This window comes from Rhodovulum sp. ES.010 (genome assembly GCF_900142935.1).
Lineage (GTDB): Bacteria > Pseudomonadota > Alphaproteobacteria > Rhodobacterales > Rhodobacteraceae > Rhodovulum.
The window spans coordinates 943,187-963,222 of the sequence record NZ_FSRS01000001.1 but is presented as its reverse complement, the minus strand read 5'-3'; the positions used below and the strand labels follow the sequence as shown (position 1 = coordinate 963,222).

The 20,036-nt window shown below is 68.1% G+C and carries 22 protein-coding genes and 3 pseudogenes; 8 read left to right on the top strand and 17 right to left on the bottom strand.

The features are described from left to right. Positions 1 to 445: 445 nt before the first annotated feature. Positions 446 to 1,531, top strand: a complete 1,086-nt coding sequence (locus BUR28_RS04840; protein ID WP_175566895.1) for a GGDEF domain-containing protein — start codon at positions 446 to 448, stop codon at positions 1,529 to 1,531. A 272-nt stretch (positions 1,532 to 1,803) separates the two neighbouring features. On the opposite strand, the gene BUR28_RS20555 is transcribed toward BUR28_RS04840, so the two are convergent. The 6 genes and pseudogenes from BUR28_RS20555 to BUR28_RS19880 all read right to left on the bottom strand — a co-directional run bounded on the left by BUR28_RS20555 (position 1,804) and on the right by BUR28_RS19880 (position 4,499). Then, positions 1,804 to 1,977, bottom strand: coding sequence for a helix-turn-helix domain-containing protein (locus tag BUR28_RS20555; protein WP_139307485.1), 174 nt, complete (start codon positions 1,975 to 1,977; stop codon positions 1,804 to 1,806). 13 nt (positions 1,978 to 1,990) lie between these two features. Further along, positions 1,991 to 2,650 carry a response regulator gene (locus BUR28_RS04835; protein ID WP_139307484.1) on the bottom strand — a complete coding sequence of 220 codons (660 nt, stop codon included), beginning with the start codon at positions 2,648 to 2,650 and terminating at the stop codon, positions 1,991 to 1,993. Then, positions 2,640 to 3,191: pseudogene (locus tag BUR28_RS20550) on the bottom strand (response regulator); the annotation flags it as partial. The pseudogene BUR28_RS20550 and the gene BUR28_RS04835, both read right to left, overlap by 11 nt. A 221-nt stretch (positions 3,192 to 3,412) precedes the next feature. Then, positions 3,413 to 3,619: pseudogene (locus tag BUR28_RS20545) on the bottom strand (sensor histidine kinase); the annotation flags it as partial. A gap of 315 nt (positions 3,620 to 3,934) precedes the next feature. Further along, complete coding sequence (locus tag BUR28_RS19885) at positions 3,935 to 4,048, bottom strand: histidine kinase dimerization/phospho-acceptor domain-containing protein (RefSeq protein ID WP_175566894.1); 114 nt, start codon at positions 4,046 to 4,048, stop codon at positions 3,935 to 3,937. 52 nt (positions 4,049 to 4,100) lie between these two features. Further along, positions 4,101 to 4,499: a purine-cytosine permease family protein gene (locus BUR28_RS19880; RefSeq protein ID WP_074219096.1), complete on the bottom strand. Its 399-nt coding sequence runs from the start codon at positions 4,497 to 4,499 to the stop codon at positions 4,101 to 4,103. 156 nt (positions 4,500 to 4,655) lie between these two features. Between BUR28_RS19880 and BUR28_RS04805 the strand changes: the two genes are divergently transcribed. Continuing rightward, positions 4,656 to 5,845, top strand: a protein-coding gene (locus BUR28_RS04805) for an IS3 family transposase (protein ID WP_139307446.1) whose coding sequence is annotated in 2 segments (ribosomal slippage) — positions 4,656 to 4,908 and positions 4,908 to 5,845 — 1,191 coding nt in all. Because the reading frame shifts where the segments join, the coding sequence is not laid out codon by codon here. Positions 5,846 to 5,895: 50 nt separating this feature from the next. On the opposite strand, the gene BUR28_RS20740 is transcribed toward BUR28_RS04805, so the two are convergent. Both BUR28_RS20740 and BUR28_RS19875 read right to left on the bottom strand, forming a co-directional pair. Further along, positions 5,896 to 6,573 carry a purine-cytosine permease family protein gene (locus BUR28_RS20740; protein WP_074219095.1) on the bottom strand — a complete coding sequence of 226 codons (678 nt, stop codon included), beginning with the start codon at positions 6,571 to 6,573 and terminating at the stop codon, positions 5,896 to 5,898. Beyond that, entirely contained in the window at positions 6,555 to 7,016 is a 462-nt protein-coding gene (locus tag BUR28_RS19875; RefSeq protein WP_074219094.1) for a hypothetical protein, read from the bottom strand. Before BUR28_RS19875 ends, BUR28_RS20740 begins: the two co-directional genes overlap by 19 nt. Before the next feature lie 33 nt (positions 7,017 to 7,049). Here BUR28_RS19875 and BUR28_RS04790 point away from each other — a divergent pair, with 33 nt between their 5' ends. Then, on the top strand, positions 7,050 to 7,367 hold the full coding sequence (locus tag BUR28_RS04790; RefSeq protein ID WP_254813686.1) for an FmdB family zinc ribbon protein: 318 nt from the start codon (positions 7,050 to 7,052) through the stop codon (positions 7,365 to 7,367). 166 nt (positions 7,368 to 7,533) lie between these two features. On the opposite strand, the gene BUR28_RS04785 is transcribed toward BUR28_RS04790, so the two are convergent. After that, complete coding sequence (locus BUR28_RS04785) at positions 7,534 to 8,466, bottom strand: lipid II:glycine glycyltransferase FemX (protein ID WP_074219093.1); 933 nt, start codon at positions 8,464 to 8,466, stop codon at positions 7,534 to 7,536. Positions 8,467 to 8,511: 45 nt separating this feature from the next. Here BUR28_RS04785 and BUR28_RS19870 point away from each other — a divergent pair, with 45 nt between their 5' ends. Further along, entirely contained in the window at positions 8,512 to 8,661 is a 150-nt protein-coding gene (locus BUR28_RS19870) for a hypothetical protein (RefSeq protein WP_175566893.1), read from the top strand. Positions 8,662 to 8,818: 157 nt separating this feature from the next. Here the strand turns inward: BUR28_RS19870 and tyrS are convergent, their stop codons facing one another. After that, a complete protein-coding gene (gene tyrS, locus BUR28_RS04780; RefSeq protein ID WP_074219092.1) occupies positions 8,819 to 10,072 on the bottom strand; it encodes a tyrosine--tRNA ligase in 1,254 nt (417 codons plus the stop codon). Between the two features lie 66 nt (positions 10,073 to 10,138). Here tyrS and BUR28_RS04775 point away from each other — a divergent pair, with 66 nt between their 5' ends. Then, positions 10,139 to 11,260, top strand: coding sequence for an anhydro-N-acetylmuramic acid kinase (locus BUR28_RS04775; protein ID WP_074219091.1), 1,122 nt, complete (start codon positions 10,139 to 10,141; stop codon positions 11,258 to 11,260). Between the two features lie 18 nt (positions 11,261 to 11,278). Here the strand turns inward: BUR28_RS04775 and BUR28_RS04770 are convergent, their stop codons facing one another. After that, positions 11,279 to 11,713 carry a cupin domain-containing protein gene (locus BUR28_RS04770; RefSeq protein ID WP_074219090.1) on the bottom strand — a complete coding sequence of 145 codons (435 nt, stop codon included), beginning with the start codon at positions 11,711 to 11,713 and terminating at the stop codon, positions 11,279 to 11,281. Between the two features lie 388 nt (positions 11,714 to 12,101). Here BUR28_RS04770 and BUR28_RS04765 point away from each other — a divergent pair, with 388 nt between their 5' ends. Beyond that, positions 12,102 to 12,293 (top strand): hypothetical protein, encoded by a 192-nt coding sequence (locus BUR28_RS04765; RefSeq protein WP_074219089.1) that lies wholly within the window; start codon positions 12,102 to 12,104, stop codon positions 12,291 to 12,293. A gap of 28 nt (positions 12,294 to 12,321) precedes the next feature. Here the strand turns inward: BUR28_RS04765 and eno are convergent, their stop codons facing one another. From eno to BUR28_RS04750, 3 genes are all read right to left on the bottom strand, one after another. Continuing rightward, positions 12,322 to 13,596 (bottom strand): phosphopyruvate hydratase, encoded by a 1,275-nt coding sequence (gene eno, locus BUR28_RS04760; protein WP_074219088.1) that lies wholly within the window; start codon positions 13,594 to 13,596, stop codon positions 12,322 to 12,324. A 45-nt stretch (positions 13,597 to 13,641) separates the two neighbouring features. Further along, on the bottom strand, positions 13,642 to 14,517 hold the full coding sequence (locus tag BUR28_RS04755; RefSeq protein ID WP_074219087.1) for a DMT family transporter: 876 nt from the start codon (positions 14,515 to 14,517) through the stop codon (positions 13,642 to 13,644). Positions 14,518 to 14,583: 66 nt separating this feature from the next. Further along, entirely contained in the window at positions 14,584 to 14,997 is a 414-nt protein-coding gene (locus BUR28_RS04750) for a Fur family transcriptional regulator (RefSeq protein WP_074219086.1), read from the bottom strand. A 140-nt stretch (positions 14,998 to 15,137) separates the two neighbouring features. Here BUR28_RS04750 and BUR28_RS04745 point away from each other — a divergent pair, with 140 nt between their 5' ends. After that, positions 15,138 to 16,046, top strand: coding sequence for a DMT family transporter (locus tag BUR28_RS04745; RefSeq protein ID WP_074219085.1), 909 nt, complete (start codon positions 15,138 to 15,140; stop codon positions 16,044 to 16,046). On the opposite strand, the gene BUR28_RS04740 is transcribed toward BUR28_RS04745, so the two are convergent. Further along, entirely contained in the window at positions 16,025 to 17,458 is a 1,434-nt protein-coding gene (locus BUR28_RS04740; protein WP_074219084.1) for a protein adenylyltransferase SelO, read from the bottom strand. The genes BUR28_RS04745 and BUR28_RS04740 overlap by 22 nt on opposite strands. Positions 17,459 to 17,592: 134 nt before the next feature. Between BUR28_RS04740 and BUR28_RS04735 the strand changes: the two genes are divergently transcribed. Further along, positions 17,593 to 17,982: a hypothetical protein gene (locus tag BUR28_RS04735; RefSeq protein ID WP_074219083.1), complete on the top strand. Its 390-nt coding sequence runs from the start codon at positions 17,593 to 17,595 to the stop codon at positions 17,980 to 17,982. 4 nt (positions 17,983 to 17,986) lie between these two features. On the opposite strand, the pseudogene BUR28_RS04730 reads toward BUR28_RS04735, so the two are convergent. Then, positions 17,987 to 18,924: pseudogene (locus BUR28_RS04730) on the bottom strand (nucleoside hydrolase). A 99-nt stretch (positions 18,925 to 19,023) separates the two neighbouring features. Beyond that, complete coding sequence (locus BUR28_RS04725) at positions 19,024 to 20,031, bottom strand: Fe(3+) ABC transporter substrate-binding protein (RefSeq protein WP_074219082.1); 1,008 nt, start codon at positions 20,029 to 20,031, stop codon at positions 19,024 to 19,026. Positions 20,032 to 20,036: the final 5 nt, after the last annotated feature.

The window sequence follows — 20,036 nt, the reverse complement described above, 5'->3', positions numbered from 1 at the left end:
TTGGTCGAAACCCGCTTCCCTGCCATTGCAGGTCCAACCCGTTAACGCAACCCTAAGTTGTGAGTGGCGACTCCCTCTCATACGCGCGTGACGCGCGGCCGCCTTGAACAAGACCGCGAGGTTTTCGCTGAAAGGCGCTTCGAATGGACCGCGACGCAAGGTGCCTCCGGTGGCTTGCCGGTTCGTGAACGCATGGAACGCTGCCCAAGGGCGGCGTTCAGGCGTTCCAACTTAGCCTGCGGTCTCTTCTTTAGTGTACCAGGTGTCGTCAATGCAGAACATACTTCGGAGAGGCTCCGGGTCCGATCCTTCGGCGGGTCCGGCCGCAGTACTCTTGTTCCTCTCAATCGCGGGACTGTACTTCCAGTTCGCGGGTTCCGAGCCCAACGGGCCATTCAGCCTGGCGCCGGTGCACGCGGTCGGATCCATCCTATTTGCTGTCGCCATGCTGGCACGGTCCACACAAGGCAGCCTCCCGGTGCCGGTTTCCGCGGCAAGCGCCCTGTTCGTGGTGTCGATCTCCCAGGTTCTGACTTGGCGGGTTTTTCCCGAAGGCCACTGGGCTTTCGTCGAGAACCAGGTCTGGCCCGCCGCGCAAGGCACGTGGCCCGTGTCGGGCGTGGCAGCATCCGTGCTGTTATGCGCATTGCACCTGAGCCTGCTCGGGGAGTTGCACAGTCGCCGGGCCGCGCTGATCCTCTTGGCGGCCACTCTGGGGGGGACGATACTCAGCTTCCATCTGTTCTTTCTCGAAGCAATGAGAAACGGCCGCACCTCCGCGATGCCGTTGCTCTGCGTGGCCGTCTCGATTGCCGGGCAGGCGATCTGGTTCCGAAACGCGCCAGTCCTGAAGGCTGTTCTGGCGTCCGGGCCCGCGGGCTTTCGGATGCGAAGCGTGCTGGTCCTGGCTGTCCTGTTGCCGCTGTCGATATACGTCCTCTATTCGCGGTTCGGGATCAGCCGCTCGGATGCGAATGTCTGGTTGCCGCTTGCCTTCGGCGTCATCGCCTGCCTGATGATCGCAATCGCGTTTTGGTTGGGCTGGATCATGCACCAGCTTCGATTGGCGCTGGACGAGGTCGGCAAGATGGACCCGCTCACCGGAGCCTTGAGCCGCCGTGGCCTGGCCGATATGTCGGCCAGCGTTCCGAACCAGGGGGTCATCCTTTTCGAGATCGACGGTTTCGAAGAGTTCGGCGAGGCGCACGGTCCCCGGATGGCCGATGAATTGCTGAAAGAAACGGCTCGCAAGATTAGCGAAACGCTCCGCGGGAACGACCTGCTCGCGCGCTGCAGCGGGGGGCGCTTTTTCGTATTCGTGGATGTTCCGAACATCGATACACTGTTTCGCACGGCACGTCGGCTGCAGGAACGGCTGGAAACGGTCTGGCCTCGGACGGCCGCAACGAACTTCCCCGAGGTTTCGGCTTCGTTCGGGGTGAGCATGGTGGACGCGTCGGAGATTACCATCGAAGGGGCGCTCCAGCGTGCGGAGACGGCCCTGCATCAGGCGGAAGAAACCCTGAGATGACGCTTTGGCCGGCGTCCGCTGGGAAACGGAGCCGCCGGGCTGCGCACTTCGGGGGGCTTGCCGAGTCGAGCGAAGCGGCGGGCCCGAACCTTCGGTGGCGCCGCATGCCCTCCTGAACCTGTCAGGCGCGATCGCGACATGCAGTCGGTATGCACCGCCTGCACGTCCCGTCGCATCAGCGAAACGCCCGATGGCGACTAGGTGTTCAATATCCGATCCGCGACAACGGCCGCGGAGGTGCGGTTGTCCACGCCCATCTTGTGGAACACCTGCTAGAGGTGCTTGTTCACCGTGCGCGCGCTCAGGTCGAGTATCTCGGCGATGTCGCGGTTCGTCTTGCCGCGTGTCAGCCAGAACAGCACCTCGGCCTCGCGGTCGGTCAGTCCGAACGCGACCGCAAGCTGGGCCTCGTTTTCGCCCTCGTTGTGGCGGCGAATCCGGACCATGATCTCGCCCGGGTTATTTCCAAGGTATTTCAGCGCGAAGCCGCTGCCCGTGAAGGGCTGGGCGCCCGAGATCGGCTGGGTCGACAAGCTCGCGAGCCATTTGGCAAGCGCCTTCGAGGCCCGGGCGTTCTTGATCAGCGTGCGAGCCTCGGGCGTTTCCAGAAGCGCCAGCGCGCCGGGCGCCCCCCCAGGCGAGCCTGCCATCCTCGCAGAAGGCCAGAACGCTCTGGCCGGCATGCTCCAGCGCCGAGCGGGCCGAGGCGATAGCGCGGGCGTTCAGCACGTGGATGATGATCCGCGCGATCAACTCGTCCACCACCAAGGGTTTGGTGATGTAGTCCACGCCGCCGGCGCGCAGTCCCTTGAGGATATCCTCGGACTCGGTCAGCCCGGTCATGAAGATCACCGGCGCGGGTTCGGGGCGGGGGCCGGATTTCAGCGCCCGGCAGGTCTCGAACCCGTCCATCTCCGGCATCATCGCGTCCATCAGGATCACGTCTGGCCGGACCCGGCGCGCAAGTTCGATTCCTTCGGCGCCCGACCGGGCGACAAGCACCGTCATTCCGTTGTCTTCCAGCGCGGACGAGATCAGCCCCAGCGTTTCCGGTGCATCGTCGATCACCAGCGCGATGGACCGGGCGGGCAGGACGGGCAGCGGGGGCTCAGGCAGCATCACGTGTCATCTCCTTCAGCAGGCGCAGGAGACCGGTCATGTCAAATTCGTCCAGCCGGTCGCGCAGCCGGGCCAGCGCGTCGGGGTCCAGCGCGCTGGACGCCTCAAGCGTGTCGAGCTCGCGCCGGGCGCCGGCGGCATGGCCGATCCCGGCGAGGCTTTTCAGGCGTGCCAGCGTTTCGGGTGCCGTGCGCGGGGAGCGACGCGTGTCCGGCGCCCTTTCGGCGCTGAACGGGTCCTCGAAGACAAGCTCGACCTTCATGAGGTCGGCCAGCCGCACCAGCACGTCGCGCAGCGAATAGGGTTTGACCACGAAGGCGTCGTATAGCCCTTCGCGGTCAACCGGCATTCGCGCCTCCAGCGCGTGGCCGGTGACCATGACAATGGGCGTCGCCCGGTATTCCGGCCGGTCGCGCAGGCGCTGTGCGAGCTGCCAGCCGCCCATCCCCGGCATGTCGATATCCAGCACGAAAAGGTCGGGTGCGCAATCGCCGAGCACCTCGAGCGCCGTCTCGGCATCCGGCACGGCCTGAACCAGAAAGCCATCGGTTTCAGCACCGTGTGCAGCAGCCGCAGGTAGTCGAGGTCGTCGTCGACCGCCAAGATCGTCTTGCGGGGGCCGACATAGCCGCGCGCGGTCAGCCGTTCGGGCGCCGAGGAGGCGGCGCGCGGCTGGTCGGCCTCGGGCATCACCGAGTGCAGCATCAGCTTGACGCCAAAGGTGGTGCCTTCGCCCGGCACGCTTTCAATGGTGATCTCGCCGCCCAGGATGTCGACCAGCAGCCGCGTGATCGTGAGCCCCAGTCCCGATCCCGACGGCCCCTTCTGCGAGAGCCGTTCGAAGGGTTTCCATATCCGGTCAATCTGGTCGGGGGCGATGCCGATCCCGGTATCGCAGATTTCGATCACCGCGACCTCGTTGCGGTAATGGATGTTCAACGAGACCGAGCCCTTTTCGGTGTAGCGGATGGCGTTGGAAAGCAGATTGACGATGATCCGGCGCAGCCGTTTCTCGTCGAAGTCGACCCATTCGGGCAGGTTGCCGCTGGTCCGTATGCCGAAATCCAGGCCCTTCTCGCGCGCCGGACCCTCGAAGATCGCGGTGACATGGCGCAGCAGGATCGGCAGGTTGATCCGGTCGCGGTAAAGTTCCAGCCGCCCCGCCTCGATTTTGGAAACGTCGAGCAGGTTCTCGATGAGCCCCGCCAGGTGTGCGGAATCGCGCCGGATCGCTCGGACGGCGTCCGGACGGGCCGATGGGATTTCCGGCGCGTTCTCGAGGAGTTACGCAAATCCGTAGATCGCGTTCAACGGGGTGCGCAACTCGTGGCTGATCCCGGCCATGTAGCGCGTTTTGGCGAGGTTCGCGGCCTCGGCCTTCTCCTTGGCCTTCTGCAATGCGTCATGTCCTCGGAGTCGAAGCGGTATTCGCAGATGGAACAGGTGCATGTCATCCCCGCCTCGGGGGCGTGGCGGGGGCCTCGGGCAGTGGGCGGGCGATGTAGAACTGCCCGCCTGTCGCGCATGCGCTTGCCGGCGCCATGGCAAAGGCGGAGCCGAGCGCGATGAAGGCCGACAGCGCGTCGGCCGTCTCGCCCAACAGCCCGCCATGGGCCACGAAGGCGATGACCACCGCACCGGCCATCGCGCCCATGCCGACCGGGTTGACGTCGTAAAGATATGCCCGGCGGAATTCGATGCCCCGAGGGCTGAGCCCGAGAGGCTTGTTGATGACCAGATCGGCGGTCAGCGCCCCGATCCAGGCCAGCGCGACATGGGAGTAGAGCCCCAGAATGTGTTCCAGCGCCCCGAACACGCCCAGTTCCATCAGCATCAGCGCGATGGCCATACGTTGAAGACCAGCCAGACGACGCGGCTTGGGTGGCTGTGGGTCAGCCGGGACAAGAAGTTCGACCAGGCGATGGAGCCGGCATAGGCATTGTGACCTGCCACGGGATTTTTCCTCCACCTGCGATTAGAGTCCGACCCAAGGAGGGGACGGACAATGAAGCGAACGAGATACAGCGAAGAGCAGATTATCGGCATCCTGGCCGAGCATGAGGCCGGGGCGAAGTGTGCCGATCTGTGCCGCAAGCACGGCATGTCGGAGGGGACGTTCTACAACTGGAAAGCCAAATACGGCGGCATGACGGTGTCAGAGGCCAAACGGCTGAAGGCGCTCGAGGACGAGAACGCCAAGTTGAAGAAGCTGCTGGCGGAGCAGATGCTGGATCTGGCCGCGATGCGCGAGCTGGTTTCAAAAAAGTGGTGACGCCCGTCGTGAAGCGCGAGGCGGTCGCGCATCTGAAGGCCCGGTTCGGGCTGTCGGAACGACGGGCGTGCCAGATTGCCGGCGCGGATCGGAAGACGATCCGCTACCGGTCGCAACGCGCACCCGACACGGAACTGCGCGGCCGATTGCGGGAGCTTGCCAACGAGCGTCGGCGGTTCGGCTACCGGCGGCTCTTCGTCCTGCTCCGGCGGGAGGGCGAGCCCTCGGGGATCAACCGTATCTACCGGCTTTACCGCGAGGAAGGGCTGACCGTCCGCAAGCGGCGCGCGCGGCGCAAGGCCATCGGCACCCGCGCCCCGATCCTGGTCGAGGCGCGCGCAAATGCCCGTTGGTCACTGGATTTCGTCCATGACCAGTTCGCGTGCGGGCGGCGGTTCCGGGTGCTGAACATCGTCGATGACGTCACGCGCGAATGCCTCGCCGCGATCCCGGACACGTCGATCTCCGGCCGGCGCGTCGCGCGGGAGCTGACGGCGCTGATCGAACGTCGCGGCAAGCCGGGAATGATCGTGTCGGACAACGGGACGGAACTGACCTCGAACGCGATCCTGAAGTGGTGCGCCGAGAACCGGATCGAATGGCACTACATCGCGCCGGGCAAGCCGATGCAGAATGGCTTTGTCGAGAGCTTCAACGGCCGGATGCGGGACGAGTTCTTGAACGAGACGCTGTTTCGTAACCTCGCCCATGCCCGCGACCTGATCGCCGCCTGGGTCGCCGACTACAACACCGAGCGCCCCCATTCGGCCTTGGGCTATCAGACCCCGGCTGACTACGCGCAGACCCTGACCACCGCAATCGCCCGACCCGCTGCGCGAGATGAGAGCTCCGCGCGTCGGGCGATTGCTCAACCCGCGCCATTTGGCGTAAACACCAACCGGGCTCCGGTCGCGGCTGGATGAAAGATCAGTGGCAGGTCAATTGGTCACGTTGATCTTGAGCTGGCTCAGGATCACGAAGGCGCCGTCAGCGACAGGCCGAGCGCGGGCGAGGCCAGCACCTGCTCGAAGGCGGTCAGGTACATCCGCGTGGGGTCGGTCGCGTCCTTCGCCGACACGCCCGCCGTGACAACCGGCGTCACCAGGAACGAGCCCGCCAGCATCTTGGCTACCCCCAGCACCGACCAGCCCGGCCCCGCGGCCAGCAGAGCCGCCCACCATTTGCGCCGCTCGGCCTGCGTCTTCGGTTCGGGCAGGAAGCGCAGGAAATCCACCTGCTCGCCGATCTGCGCGATCAGCGACAGTGCCACGCCCGAGGCCGCGCCGATCATCAGAATGGTGGCCCCCTCCTTTCCCCGAGCGCCGTCGAACCCGGTCCAGACGCCGAGGTTCGTGTCCGCCCAGACCAGGAACGCAAACGGCATCTGGTGCAGCACCACCCAGAACGGCGGGGTCCAGGTCTGGAAGGCCGATATCTTGGAAAATCCGGTCACCACCAGCGGGATCACCACCAGCGCCGAGAGGATATAGCCGATGGAGACGGGAATCCCGAAGCAAAGCTCCAGAGCCAGCGCCAGGATCGCCGCCTCGAGCGCGAAGAAGATGAAGGTGAAGCTGGCATAGATCAGCGAGGTGACTGTCGCGCCGATATAGCCGAAGCCCGCCCCCCGCGTCAGAAGATCGAGGTCCACCCCGTAGCGCGCGGCGTAATAGCTGATCGGCAGGCTGGTGAGGAACAGGAGGAGCCCACCAGCATGATCGCGATGATCGCCGCATCGAAACCGTAGGTCAGCGTGATCGCGCCGCCGATCGCCTCCAGCGCCAGGAACGAGATCGACCCCAGCGCGGTATTGGCCACGCGCGCACGGCTCCAGCGCCGGGCCCGCCGCGCGGTGAAGCGCAGCGCGAAATCCTCCATCGTTTCGTTGGCGACCCAGCGGTTGTAGCTGCGCCGGCCCCCGGTCGCGCTGAACGGAACGTGCATCCCCAATGCCTGCGCGACGCTCTGGCTGCCGACCGACATCTTCGAGTTCGACGTGAAACCGGGCGCCGATGGCCCGACAAAATATCTCGACGGGTCCATCGACGTGCCGCTCGCGCCCGAGTTCTGAGCCCGTTCCGGGGGCCGCGGCATCACGCGGTCCCCGACCGCCTTACGGAGATCCAGATGCCCTATTACGATTACTGCTGCGATGCCTGCGGTCCGTTCACCGGTTTCGCCGCCATGGCCGAATTCAACAAGCCCACCGCCTGTCCCGATTGCGGCGCGGCGACGCGCCGCGCGTTCTTCACCCCGCCCAAGCTGGCCATCGTCGGCAGCGCCACCGGCCAGGCGCACGAAACCAACGAACCGCGCAGCACGAGCCGAAACGTTCGGGCCACGGCGCGGGCTGTTCCTGCTGCTCAGGCGGAACGAAGAAGAAATCCGGCACGCTGCACCGCCCCGACGGGTCGAAGAGTTTTCCGGGCAAGCGTCCGTGGATGATCTCGCATTGAGGCTCCCCTGACGGGACGCCGGGCGGCGACCGCCGCTGCTTCGTCGAAACCCCGTGCAACCGCCTCGGCGCATACCGTTTTTTCGGCCGATGCCCGACGGGCGACGGTCATTGGCCGGCGCGGCGTGTCGCGGCCTGTCGGTGGTCGCCGCCCCCTCATCCCGCACGCGCAAGCCGCGCCACGAGGCCGCTGCCCGGCGCGCGCATCCAGGTGGCGCCCAAGGGGCGCGGCCGGGCGCCGCTGCCCAGCTTGAACCGGGCAAGGCCGGGTGTCGACACGGTGTCGAGCCCGCCGAGATCGAGGGTCGAGATGCCGCGCGCCCGCAGGCCGAGCATCGCGCGCCACAGCAGCAGGGTATGGGCGTTCAGCCGGCGCCCGGCCGAGTCGCTCCAGCCCGTGTGATAGCTCGCCCAGGGCGCATGGAGCAGCATCAGCATCGCGGCCACGGGCCGCCCATCGGCCCGTGCCTCCAGCAGCAGGGTATCGCCCGCACGGGCCCAGGCACGGGCAAAGGGCGGGGGCAGGCGGGCATAGCCGCGGGCGCGGGCCTGCGCCGCCTCCGTCGTGAGCAGCCAGTGATCGGCGGGCAACGGGCTCTCGCGCACCTCCAGCCCCGCGGCCTCGGCTCGAACCAGGCGGTTGCGCCATTTCTGGTGCAGCCCCGCGCGCAGCCGGTCGGGCGGGGGGGCGAGGTCGACAAGCGCGGTCTGGCCGGGGCTCACCATGCGCAGCAGCCCCGCGCCGGCCAGCGGGTCTTGCCCGGCAATCGGTTCGGGCGTCGCCAGCACCCCGCGGTGACCGCGCCCGAGCGTTTCCATCAGGGCGATCAGCGCCGCGCGCGCCCGGTGCGGGTCAAGGTCCGGGGAAAAGACCGGCCCGCGGGAGAGCAGCGCGAACTCCCCCAACAGCGGCCAGCGGCGGCGCAGAACCTGCGCTGTCCCGATCCTTTGCCCGCCCGTCCGCGCCTCCAGCCACACCGCCGCGCTGCCCAGCGCGCGGCAGGCCGCCCCATAGGCGGGATGCTGCTGCATCGGCAGGGCGGCCGCCTCTGGCGGGACGGTGCAGGCGCTTTCGATCCAACTCACCATGCCCCTGTTAACCCGATGCAAGGCTAATGGATGGTAAACGGACCCATGTCGAATCGAGCAAAACCCGTCATGGGCGTCCACGCCCCGCCGCCGAAACCCACGGCGGCAGGGGCCTTCTGGCTCGCCCTCGTCGTCACGCTGCCGCTTGCCGTACTCTACGGGGCCGTCCACCTGCTCCGGTGGCTTTGGTTCTAGCCCGCCGCCGGTCAGCCGCACTCCTGCGCTTCTTCTTGGCCGAAATACTCCCGCCGGAGGCGCGCCCGGCGCAGCCGGGCGCCACGCCCAAGGCCGGACAAGCGGGGCGCATGCCCCGCGCGGGTCGGGGGCGGGAGCGCCCCGGCCGGCAGGCGCCTCACCCCGCCAGTCGCACCAGGGCGTGGCGCTTCTTGCCCGCCGAGAGCTTTATCGGCTCCGCCAGCATTCCCGCATCGACCATCAGCCCCGCATCCGAAAGCGGTGCATCGTTCAGCCGCGCGCCGCCTTCGGCGATCAGCCGCTTGGCCTCCTTGCCCGATTTCGCCAGCCCCGACCGTGTGATGAGCTGCGCCACCGACATCCCCTCGGCCAGTTCCTCGGCGGTGACGGCCAGCGTGGGCAGGTCCTCGCCGGTGCCGCCCTTCTCGAAGACCTCGCGGGCGGTGGCTTCGGCCGCGGCCGCCGCCTCCGCCCCGTGGCAGAGCGCGGTCACCTCGTTGGCCAGCACGATCTTGGCCTCGTTGATCTCCGCGCCTTCAAGGGCGCCCAGCCGCGCGCATTCCTCCAGCGGCAGCTCGGTATAGAGCTTCAGGAACCGGCCCACATCGGCATCCGCGGTGTTGCGCCAGAACTGCCAGAACTCGTAAGGCGACAGCATCTCGGCATTCAGCCAGACCGCCCCACCCGCGGTCTTGCCCATCTTGGCGCCGTCCGCGGTGGTCAGCAACGGCGAGGTCAGGCCGAACACCTCCTCGTCGAGGATGCGCCGCGTCAGGTCGATGCCGTTGACGATGTTGCCCCACTGGTCGGAGCCCCCCATCTGCAACCGGCAGCCGTAGCGGCGGTTCAGCTCCAGGAAGTCGTAGGCCTGCAGGATCATGTAGTTGAACTCGAGGAAGCTCAGCGACTGTTCGCGATCGAGCCGGGATTTCACGCTTTCGAAGCTCAGCATCCGGTTGACGCTGAAATGCCGGCCCACATCGCGCAGGAAGTCGAGGTAGTTCAGCCCGTCCAGCCATTCCGCGTTGTTCAGCATCAGCGCGTCGGTCGGGCCGTCGCCATAGCTCAGGTACTTGGCGAAGACCTGTTTCATGTCCGCGATGTTGGCGTCGATCTGCGCCGGGCTCAGCAGCGGGCGTTCGTCCGCGCGGAACGAGGGATCGCCCACCTTGGTCGTGCCGCCGCCCATCAGGGTGATCGGCCGGTGCCCCGTCCGCTGCAGCCAGCGCAGCATCATGACGTTCAGCAGATGCCCCACATGCAGCGAGGCCGCGGTGGCGTCATAGCCGATATAGGCGGTCACCACCCCCTGGCTCAGCGCTTCGTCGAGGCCCTGATAATCGGTGCAGTCGGCCAGGTAGCCACGCTCGATCATCACGCGCAGGAAGTCCGATTTCGGCTGGTAGGTCATCGCCTCTTGTCCCTGGGGGTGGATTTGGACAGTGATATATCGGTGACGGAAGGGAAGGGGAAGGCCATGTTGAAACCGGGTCCGGTGCGGGCGCTCGGCACCATGTCGGGCACCTCGCTCGACGGGGTCGACGCGGCCGTGGTCGTCACCGATGGCGAGGCCATAGCGGGCTTCGGCGAGACCGCTTACCGCGCCTATGCCGAGGAGGAGCGCGCGGTGCTGGGCGGCGCGCTCGGCCGCTGGCCGGGAGAGGCCGGGGTCGCGGCGGCGGACGAGATCGTGGAGCTTGTCCATGCCGAGGTGATGGCCGGGTTCGCTAGCATCGACATCGCTGGGTTCCACGGCCAGACGCTGGCGCATGAACCACGCGGGCGCGGCACCCACCAGGCGGGCGACGGCCGCGTGCTGGCGGGCGTGTTGGGCGTGCCCGTGGTGTGGGATTTCCGCGCGATGGATGTGCGGCTGGGCGGCGAGGGCGCGCCGCTCGCGCCATTTTTCCACTTCGCCTGCGCGAAATGGATCGGCGCCCAGGCCCCGTTGGCCTTCGTCAATCTCGGCGGTGTGGGCAACCTGACCTGGGTCGATCCGACGCGCCCGCGCCCCGAGGCGGCCGGCGCGCTTCTGGCCTTCGATACCGGCCCCGCGAACGCCCCCATCGACGATCTGATGCGCGCGCGGGGGCTTGGGCCCTGCGACCGGGACGGGGCGCTGGCGGCGCGGGGCAGGGTGGCGGAGGCGGTGATCGGGCGGCTGCTGCAGGACGCGTATTTCCTCAAGATGCCGCCCAAATCGCTTGACCGGAACGCCTTTGCGCGGCTGTCGGCGGATGTTGCGCGGCTGTCCGATGCCGACGCCGCCGCGACGCTGACCGCGGCGGCGGCCGCGTCGGTCGCCCGCGGGCTTGAACACTGCCCGCGGCGGCCCGACCGCCTGCTGGTCACGGGGGGCGGGCGAAAGAACCCCGTCCTGATGGACATTTTGCGCCTGCGCACGAGGCTGGCGGTCGAGCCGGTGGAGGTCGTCGGGCTCGATGGCGACATGCTCGAGGCGCAGGCCTTCGGCTATCTCGCGGTGCGCGTGGCGCGCGGTCTTCCGACCACCTGTCCGGCCAGCACCGGGGTGCGGGCCGCGGTGGGGGGCGGCACGGTCAGCGCCCCGGCGCCGTCCGCGCGCAGCGTGCCGGACTAGGCCGCCCTGGCTACGGGCTCAACCGCTCGCGCGGGGGATGTCGAACCCCTCGGGTGCCATCTCGAACCCGTCGAAGGTGAAGCCCGGGCTCACGGTACAGCCGACCAGCGTCCAGGCCCCCAGCGGCCGCGCGGCCTGCCAGTGATGCGCCGGAACGACCAGTTGCGGCCGGTCCCCGCGGGCCAGGTCGGGCCCAAGGCGCTGCGCGCTCGCCGGGCCGTCCGCCGTCGCGGCCATGGAAAGTTCCAACGGATCGCCGGCGTAGAAATGCCAAACCTCGCCGGCATCCACCCGGTGCCAGTGGCTGCGCTGGCCGGCGGCAAGCAGATAGTAGATCGCGGTGCCCGGCGCGCGCATCCCCGGCTCGGCCGGGGCGCGCCAGGTTTCGCGGAACCAGCCGCCCTCGGGATGCGGGGCGAGGCCGAGGGCGGTGATGATCTCGTCGGCGGTCATGCGCGCAGTGTAGCCGGGCGCATCCGGGCCGCAAGGTGCGCCACCTGCGCAAGTTCCGGGCAGTCGGGTTGCAGGTGACACAAAAAGTCACAGCATCGGCTATGGAAATGCCGCAATGCGGTGTGTATTGCAGCCGACAATTGCTGCATCGCAGAAAACTCGCAAGGCTTCGCGTGGATCGGCCGTCAGCGCTGGCGCGGACCGGGCGTTGAGTCGCCCAGGGTCGCCCCGGTGCCGGTTTCGCGCCCCGGTGTCGCGTTGTCGACGGCCGCGACCCGCGACGTGGTTCCGGTGGTTGGTCGGCAACGTGCTCGCGCGGACGTGACCCGCACAAACGATCCGGGCGTGGCCCTGCGGCGTAGTGGTGTGTGAAACAAGGAGATCGCAGATGTCGAACGACGAACTGACCGACAACATCGTCGCCTTCGTGCGGCAGTGCGGCCATGCGACCGACCCGGCCTCAGCGGCCCGGTCGCGCGGGTGGCTGGACGAACACGACCGCCCGACCCATGAAGGCCGGGCGTTGATCGAGACGCTGATGCAGCAGACGCGCTACGGCGCCTACCGCCTGGTGGGCTGAGCGGCCGGCGCTCGCGCGCCCGGCTGCGTCACTTCAGGATCGACCGCCCCGCATAGCGTGCGCTTTCGCCGAGAAGTTCCTCGATGCGGATCAACTGGTTGTATTTCGCCAGCCGATCCGAGCGCGAGAGCGAGCCGGTCTTGATCTGCCCGCAATTTGTGGCCACGGCGAGGTCGGCAATGGTCGCATCCTCGGTCTCGCCCGACCGGTGGGACATGACGTTGGTATAGCCCGCCCGGTGCGCCATCTCGACCGCGGCCAGCGTTTCGGTCAACGAACCGATCTGGTTCACCTTCACCAGCATCGAGTTCGCGACGTCCTTCGCGATCCCGTCCGACAGCCGCTTGGGATTGGTCACGAACAGGTCGTCGCCCACCAGCTGCACCTTGGCGCCCAGCGCCTCGGTCAGCGCTTTCCAGCCGTCCCAGTCATCCTCGGCGCAGCCGTCCTCGATCGAGATGATCGGGTACTCGGCGCAGAGCTTGGCCAGGTAGTCCACGTTCTCGGCCGCCGACAGGCTCAGCCCTTCGCCCTTCATCTCGTACTTCCCGCCTTCGAAATACTCGGTCGAGGCGCAGTCGAGCGCGAGGTAGATGTCCTCGCCCGGTTTGTAGCCCGCCTTCTCGATGCTCTTCAGGATGAAGTCGAGCGCGTCGCGGGTGGAGTTCAGGGCAGGGGCGAACCCGCCCTCGTCGCCGATGGCGGTGTTGTGGCCCGCGGCCGAAAGCTCCGATTTCAGGGTGTGGAACACCTCCGCGCCCATCCGCACCGCGTCGCGGATGGTGCCCGCGCTGACCGGCATGATCATGAATTCCTGGATGTCGATCGGGTTGTCGGCGTGTTCGCCGCCGTTGATGATGTTCATCATCGGCACCGGCAGCACCCGCGCCGAGGTGCCGCCCACGTAGCGGAACAAGGGCTGCATCGAGAAATCGGCCGCCGCCTTGGCCGCAGCGAGCGAGACGCCGAGGATCGCGTTGGCGCCCAGCCGGCCCTTGTTCTCGGTGCCGTCGAGCTCGATCATCGCCTCGTCGATGGCGACCTGCTCGCTCGCGTCCATCCCCGCCAGCGCCTCGGCGATTTCGCCGTTCACTGCGGCCACGGCCTCCAGCACGCCCTTGCCCTTGTAGCGGCTCATGTCGCCATCGCGCCGTTCCACCGCCTCATGCGCGCCGGTCGACGCGCCCGAAGGCACCGCGGCGCGGCCCATCGTGCCGTCCTCCAGGATCACGTCCACCTCGACGGTGGGGTTGCCCCGGCTGTCCAGGATCTCGCGGCCGACGATGTCGATGATGGTGCTCATGGGGGTAGGTCCCTCGGTTGCTGCACTTGCAAAGTCGCGGGTCTTCTACCTCTGGGCGCGGGCCAAGGAAAGGGCGCGTTCCCGCCAGAAGGTATAGAGCCCCGAGGCGATGATCAGCGCCGCGCCGCCGTAGGTCAGCGCGTCGGGCCGTTCGCCGAAGACCAGGATGCCCAGCCCCATGCCGAACACCAGCCGCGAATAGCGGAACGGGATGATGGCCGCGATCTCGCCCCCGCGCATCGCCTCGACGATGGCGTAATAGCCCAGCACCCCGAACAGCAGCGCCGCGGCCAGCCGCCCGGCATCGGCGCCGCCGACGGGCACGGGGCCGCCCGCGAACACCACCATGACGGCGCCGAGCGGCACCAGGATCGCGAAGGCCCATGTGGCCAGTTGCAGCGACCCGACGGAGCGGGGCGTCGCGCGCGTGGCCAGGTCGCGCAGCGCAAGCCCGAAGACCGCCTGCACCGCGAAGAGGGATGCCGGTTCGAACCCTTCGAGCCCCGGCCGCACGATCAGCAGCACGCCGGCGAAGCCCGCGACGATCGCGCTCCACCGCCGCCAGCCCACGGGTTCGTGCAGGAACAGCGCGGCGCCGAGCGTGACGGCCAGCGGCGTGGCCTGGATGATCGCCGAGACCGACGAAAGCGGCGTCAGAGCGACCGCGGTGACGAAACCCGAGGTGGCGATCACCTCGCCCGCGTTACGCAGCAGCACCGGCCGCGACAGCAGTGCGCGCCCCCAGAGCCGCTGGCCCCGCCGGAGCGCCAGCGCGGCAAAGAGCATTGCGCCGCCCGTGCCGAGGATCACCAGGATCTGCCCCACCGGCAGACGCTGGGCCGCGAATTTCACGAACATGTCCTCAAGCGCGAAGCCGGCCATCGCGGCCACCATCAGCGCAATGCCGCGCAGGTTGTCCATCGGGTCGATCCGTCCGGGGGTTTCAAACCCCGCATACCCCGCGGCCCGGGCCGGGGAAAGCCGGAATCAGCTCTTCTTGAGCGGTACGCCGTAAAGCTCCAGCCGGTGCCCCTTCAGCCGGTAGCCGAGCTTCTCGGCGATCTTCTCCTGAAGCGCCTCGATCTCGGGGTCGCAGAACTCGATCACCTCGCCCGAATTCATGTCGATCAGGTGGTCGTGGTGGTCGCGCTCGGCATCCTCGTAACGGGCGCGACCGTCGCGGAATTCGTGCTTTTCCAGAAGGCCCGCTTCCTCGAACAGCTTGACCGCGCGGTAGACGGTGGCGATGGAAATGCGGGCGTCCACCGCGCTGGCGCGCCCGTAGAGCTCCTCGACATCGGGGTGATCGTCGCTCTGGTCGAGCACGCGGGCGATCACCCGGCGCTGGTCGGTCATGCGCAGGCCCTTGGCCTCGGCGCGGGCTTCGATGGTGTCGTTCATGCGCCTCGCTCCCGGTCCTGGCGGGGGTTTTAGGCGATCGCGCCGGGCCGTGCCAACCCGGATTTCGGCCGCGGGACACCGCGGCTTGACACCCCGCCCGCCCGGGCGAAAGGTGCAGCGTCCGTGCGGAAGGGGGAACTATGGAGCGAAAGCAGAGCATCGACGCCTTCGGCGCGACGGCGCTTGTCGCCTTCTCGGCGCTGCTGGGCTTCAACCAGGTCGTCATCAAGGTGGTGAACGAGGGCTTGCAGCCGGTCTTCTGGGCCGGGTTGCGCTCGGCCGGGGCGGCGCTGGTGCTGGCGCTGTGGATGACGGCGCGTGGGCGCCCCCCGCGGATCCTGCCGGGCACGCTCTGGGCGGGGCTGTTGATCGGCGCGGTGTTCTCGGTCGAGTTCGTCTTTCTCTTCCTTGCGCTCGACCTGACCACCGTGACGCGCAGCTCGGTCATCTTCTACTCGATGCCGGTCTGGCTGGCGCTGGCGGGGCATGTCCTGCTGCCCGGCGAACGCATCACCCCGCGCAAGGCCGCCGGGCTGGCGCTGGCCTTCGCGGGCGTCGCCTGGGCCATCGTCGACCGCGGCGGGCCCGGCGGCGAGGCGAGCCTTGCCGGCGACCTCTGCGCGCTGGGCGCGGCGGTCGCGTGGGCCGGGATCGCGCTTTGCGCCCGCGCCACGCCGCTGAACCGTGTGGCACCGGAGATGCAGCTTTTCTGGCAGGTCGCCGTCTCGGCGCCTGTGCTGCTGGCGCTGTCGCCGCTTTTCGGACCTTTCCTGCGCGACCTCGCGCCGGTCCACCTCTGGGGGCTCGGCTTCCAGACCGTGGTGATCGTCAGCTTCGGCTTCGTCGCCTGGCTCTGGCTGCTTGCGCGGTATCCGGCGGCGGGCGTGGCGAGCTTCAGCTTCCTGACGCCGGTTTTCGGAGTGGGCCTCGGCTGGGCGCTGCTGGGCGAGCGGGTCGGCCCGGCGATCCTCGGTTCGCTGGCGCTGGTCGCCGCCGGGCTCGTGCTGATCAACCGTCCCCGTCGCGGTCAGGTTCCGCAGAAGGTCTGACGCACCTCCTGGTCGGGCTTGGGCGGCGCGCGGAGACCGGAATTTTCAGGTTGATCGTCAAAGGGCTGCGCAAGGGTGCTCACAAGCCGTTCGAACGGCGCATAGTCGCCGCCAAGCCCCGCCTGGATCGCTTCTTCCACCCGGTGGTTGCGTGGGATGACCGCGGGGTTGGCGGCCCGCATCCGCGCGGTCTGCGCCGCTTGCCCGTCCGCCTCGCGCGCAAGCCGGGCGGTCCAGCGCTCGGCCCAGAGGTCGAAAGCGTCGACGTCGCGGAACGCCCCGCGTGCGGCGCCCCCGGCCAGCGCGCGAAAGGTGTTGGTGAAATCGGCGCGTTCCGCCGCCATCAGGTCCAGCAGGGCGTGGATCAGATCCGCATCGCCCTCTTCCTCGGCAGCAAGGCCGATCTTGGGGCGGAACACCGCCAGCCATGCGGCCCGGAACGCCGCCGGAAAGCGGTGCAGCGCCTCGCTCGCCCGTTCGATGGCGGTGTCCTGATCCGGGTCGATCAGCGGCACCAGGCAGGAGGCGAACTGCGCGATGTTCCAGGCGCCGACATCGGCTTGGCGGGCATAGGCGTAGCGGCCATGCAGGTCGATCGAGGAGTAGACGGTGTCCGGATGGTAGCCGTCCATAAACGCGCAGGGGCCGTAATCGATGGTCTCGCCGGCGATACTCATGTTGTCGGTGTTCATCACCCCGTGGATGAAGCCGACGCCCATCCACTGTGCGATCAGCCGCGCCTGGGCGGCGACGACGCGGTCGAGCAGGGCGAGCGGGCCGTCCGCGTCGGGGTAGTGGCGCGCGATGGCGTGCTCGGTCAGCGTCTTCAGCCCCTCGGTGTCGCGGCGGGCGGCGAAGAACTGGAAGGTGCCGACGCGGATATGGCTTTCGGCGACACGGGTCAGCACCGCGCCGGGCAGCACCGCCTCCCGGATCACGTCCTCGCCGGTGGTGACAGCGGCCAGCGCCCGCGTGGTCGGGATGCCGAGCGCATGCATCGCCTCGGACACGATGTATTCGCGCATGACCGGCCCCAGCCACGCCCGCCCGTCGCCCATGCGCGAAAACGGCGTGCGGCCCGATCCCTTGAGCTGGATGTCGCGACGGCGGCCCGCGCGGTCGATGACCTCGCCCAGAAGGACCGCCCGCCCGTCGCCGAGCTGCGGCACGAAGCCCCCGAACTGGTGGCCGGCATAGGCCTGGGCCAGCGGCTCGGCGCCCGCGGGCACGGCGTTGCCCGCAAGGACCGCCACGCCGTCGGGCGAGGCCAGGGCGTCGGGATCGAGGCCGAGTTCGCGGGCCAGGCCGTCGTTCAGCTTGACGAGTTTCGGGGCCCGCACCGGGACCGGGTCCTGCCGGACATAGAACCGGTCGGGCAGCCGGGCGTAGGAATTGTCGAATATCGCGCGCATGGAGCAGATATGACGCCCGACCGGCCTTAGGGCAAGGTGGGGCCGCGCCCGATGACGCCTGTCAATGCGATGCGCCGCCCGGCGCGCGACCGTCGGTCAGTCCCGCGGACGTCATATGTGGAAAGGAGCGTTCCATGGAACAGGCAGAGAAGATCACGAGCGTCGATCTCGAACAGCCGGTGGATATCCCGATCGCGGTCAAGGACGCCGAGGTGGTGCTGGACCGCCTGATCGAGGCGGTCGCGGACGACCCCGCCCGGCGGGCGCGGCTGGAGGTGATCCGCGCGCTGGACGAAGAGACACGGACGAAGTGGTTTCTGGCACGGTTGCGGCCGGTGCCGGACGACGGCAAGGACACGCTGATGGTCGGCTGCGCGGTCGTGACGATCATCGTGGTCGGGATCATCGGCTATGAGGTCTACAAGGTCTTCGACGAGAAGCTGCAGAAATACATCGAGACCAAGAAGGCGATCTACGGCGAGAAGGAAGAAAAGAAGGTCGTTTGCGACGGGGACGACAAGTAGCGCCTCACAGCCGCGCGAGCCGCTCGGTCAGCAGCGCGAACAACCCGTCCGCGTCAACGTCGCCGATGAAGGTCGCGTTGGGCGCCCGGCCCGACACGCCCCACCAGTCGGCGACGGTCATCCCGGCGGTAAAGCGGCCCTCGGTCTCGATCTCGACATTGATGTGCCGGCCCGCGAACAGGTCGGGGCGCAGCAGATATGCGATCACGCAGGGGTCGTGCAGCGGCGCGCCGTCGCTGCCGTATTTCGCCTTGTCGAACCGCTCGAAGAAATCGGTCATCTCGGCGACCGCCACGCCCACCTCGGTGCCGAGGCCCCGGAAGGCCGCGTTGCGCGCGGGTGTCACCAGCGCCTTGTGCGTGACGTCGAGTGGCACGACGGTCAGCGGAGCGCCTGATTGAAACACGATTTCAGCGGCTTCCGGGTCGACATGGATGTTGAACTCGGCCGCCGGCGTGATGTTGCCCACCTCGAAATAGGCGCCGCCCATCAGCACGATCTCGGCGATTCGGGACACGATCTCGGGCGCAGCGGTTATCGCGGTGGCGATGTTGGTCAACGGCCCAGCGGGCAGAGGGTGACCGTGCCCGAGGCTTCGCGCCTCAGCGTCTCGATCAGGAACTCCACCGCGTGGCCGTCCTGCAACGGCATCGCAGGGGCGGGCAACACCGGCCCGTCGAGGCCGGTCTTTCCGTGCACATGTTCGGCCGTGACGAGCGGCCGCTTCAGCGGCGCGTCGCATCCGGCATGGACCGGCACATCAACCGTGCCCGCCAACTCGCAGACCATAAGCGCATTTTTCTGGGTGAGGGACAGCGGCACGTTGCCCGCGACTGCGGTGATTCCCAGGACCTCCAGCGCCTCGGGGCTGGCCAGCGCCAGAAGGATCGCGACCGCGTCGTCCTGGCCGGGATCGGTGTCGATGATGATCTTGCGTGTCATGGGATCAAGGTGGCGCGGGCGCGCAGGGAGAGCAAGCGCCCGCGCCGCTGCCGGTGCCCCGACCCGGACTGGGGCCCCGGCGGACGGCCATGCGGAGGATCAGCCGTCGAAATCGACCTCTTCGACGAGGCGCAGCGCCACCCCGCGAAGTTCGGCAAGTTCCATGAGGTTCACGTTGTCCGCGGTGAAATCACCCCAACCCGCGACCGTTTCCGAGGGTTCGGTGCCGGGGCCGACGGGGTATTCGTAGTTCACCTCGGCATAGATTTCCTGGGCCTTGGACGAGGCAAGGAACTCCATCAGCTTCAGCGCGTCGTCCCGGTTGGGCGCGGCTTTGGTCATGGCGATGCCGGACACGTTCACATGGGTGCCGCCGTCCTCGAACTCGGGGAAGAGCACGTTGACCGCGTTGGCCCATTCCTGCTGTTCCTCGTCCTCCAGCATCTTGCCCATGTAGTAGGTGTTGCCGAGGCTGATGTCGCACTCGCCCGCCCAGATCGCGCGGACCTGTGCGCGGTCGTTGCCCTGCGGCTTGCGCGCGAGGTTCGACTTGACGCCTTCCAGCCAGGTCTTCGCCGCCTCTTCGCCGTGATGGTGGATCACGGCGGCGACCAGCGCCAGCGTGTAGGGGTGCGTTCCCGAGCGGGTGCAGATGCGCCCCTCCCATTTCGGATCGGCGAGATCCTCGTAGGTTGTCACTGCCGAAGGGTCCACGCGCTCCTTCGAGGCGTAAACGATCCGCGCCCGCGTGGTCACGCCGAACCATTCGTTGCCGGGGTCGCGATAGGCGGCCGGAACATTCTCTGTCAGCACCTCGCTCTCGACCGGTTGGGTGACGCCTGCCTCGACCGCGCCGGCCAGCCGCGAGATGTCGACCGTCAGGATGATGTCGGCGGGGCTGCGGTCGCCCTCGGCCTGCAGCCGTTCGACCATGCCCTTGTTCAGGAACGCCACGTTCGTCTCGATCCCGGTCTCCTCGGTGAAGGCATCGAGCAGCGGCGCGATGAGTTCGGGCTGCCGGTAGGAATAGATGTTTACATCGGCCAGCGCGGGCGGGGCGATGGTTGCGGCAGCCGCGGTGGCAAGCAAGCCGGTGCGAAATGTCATGCTGG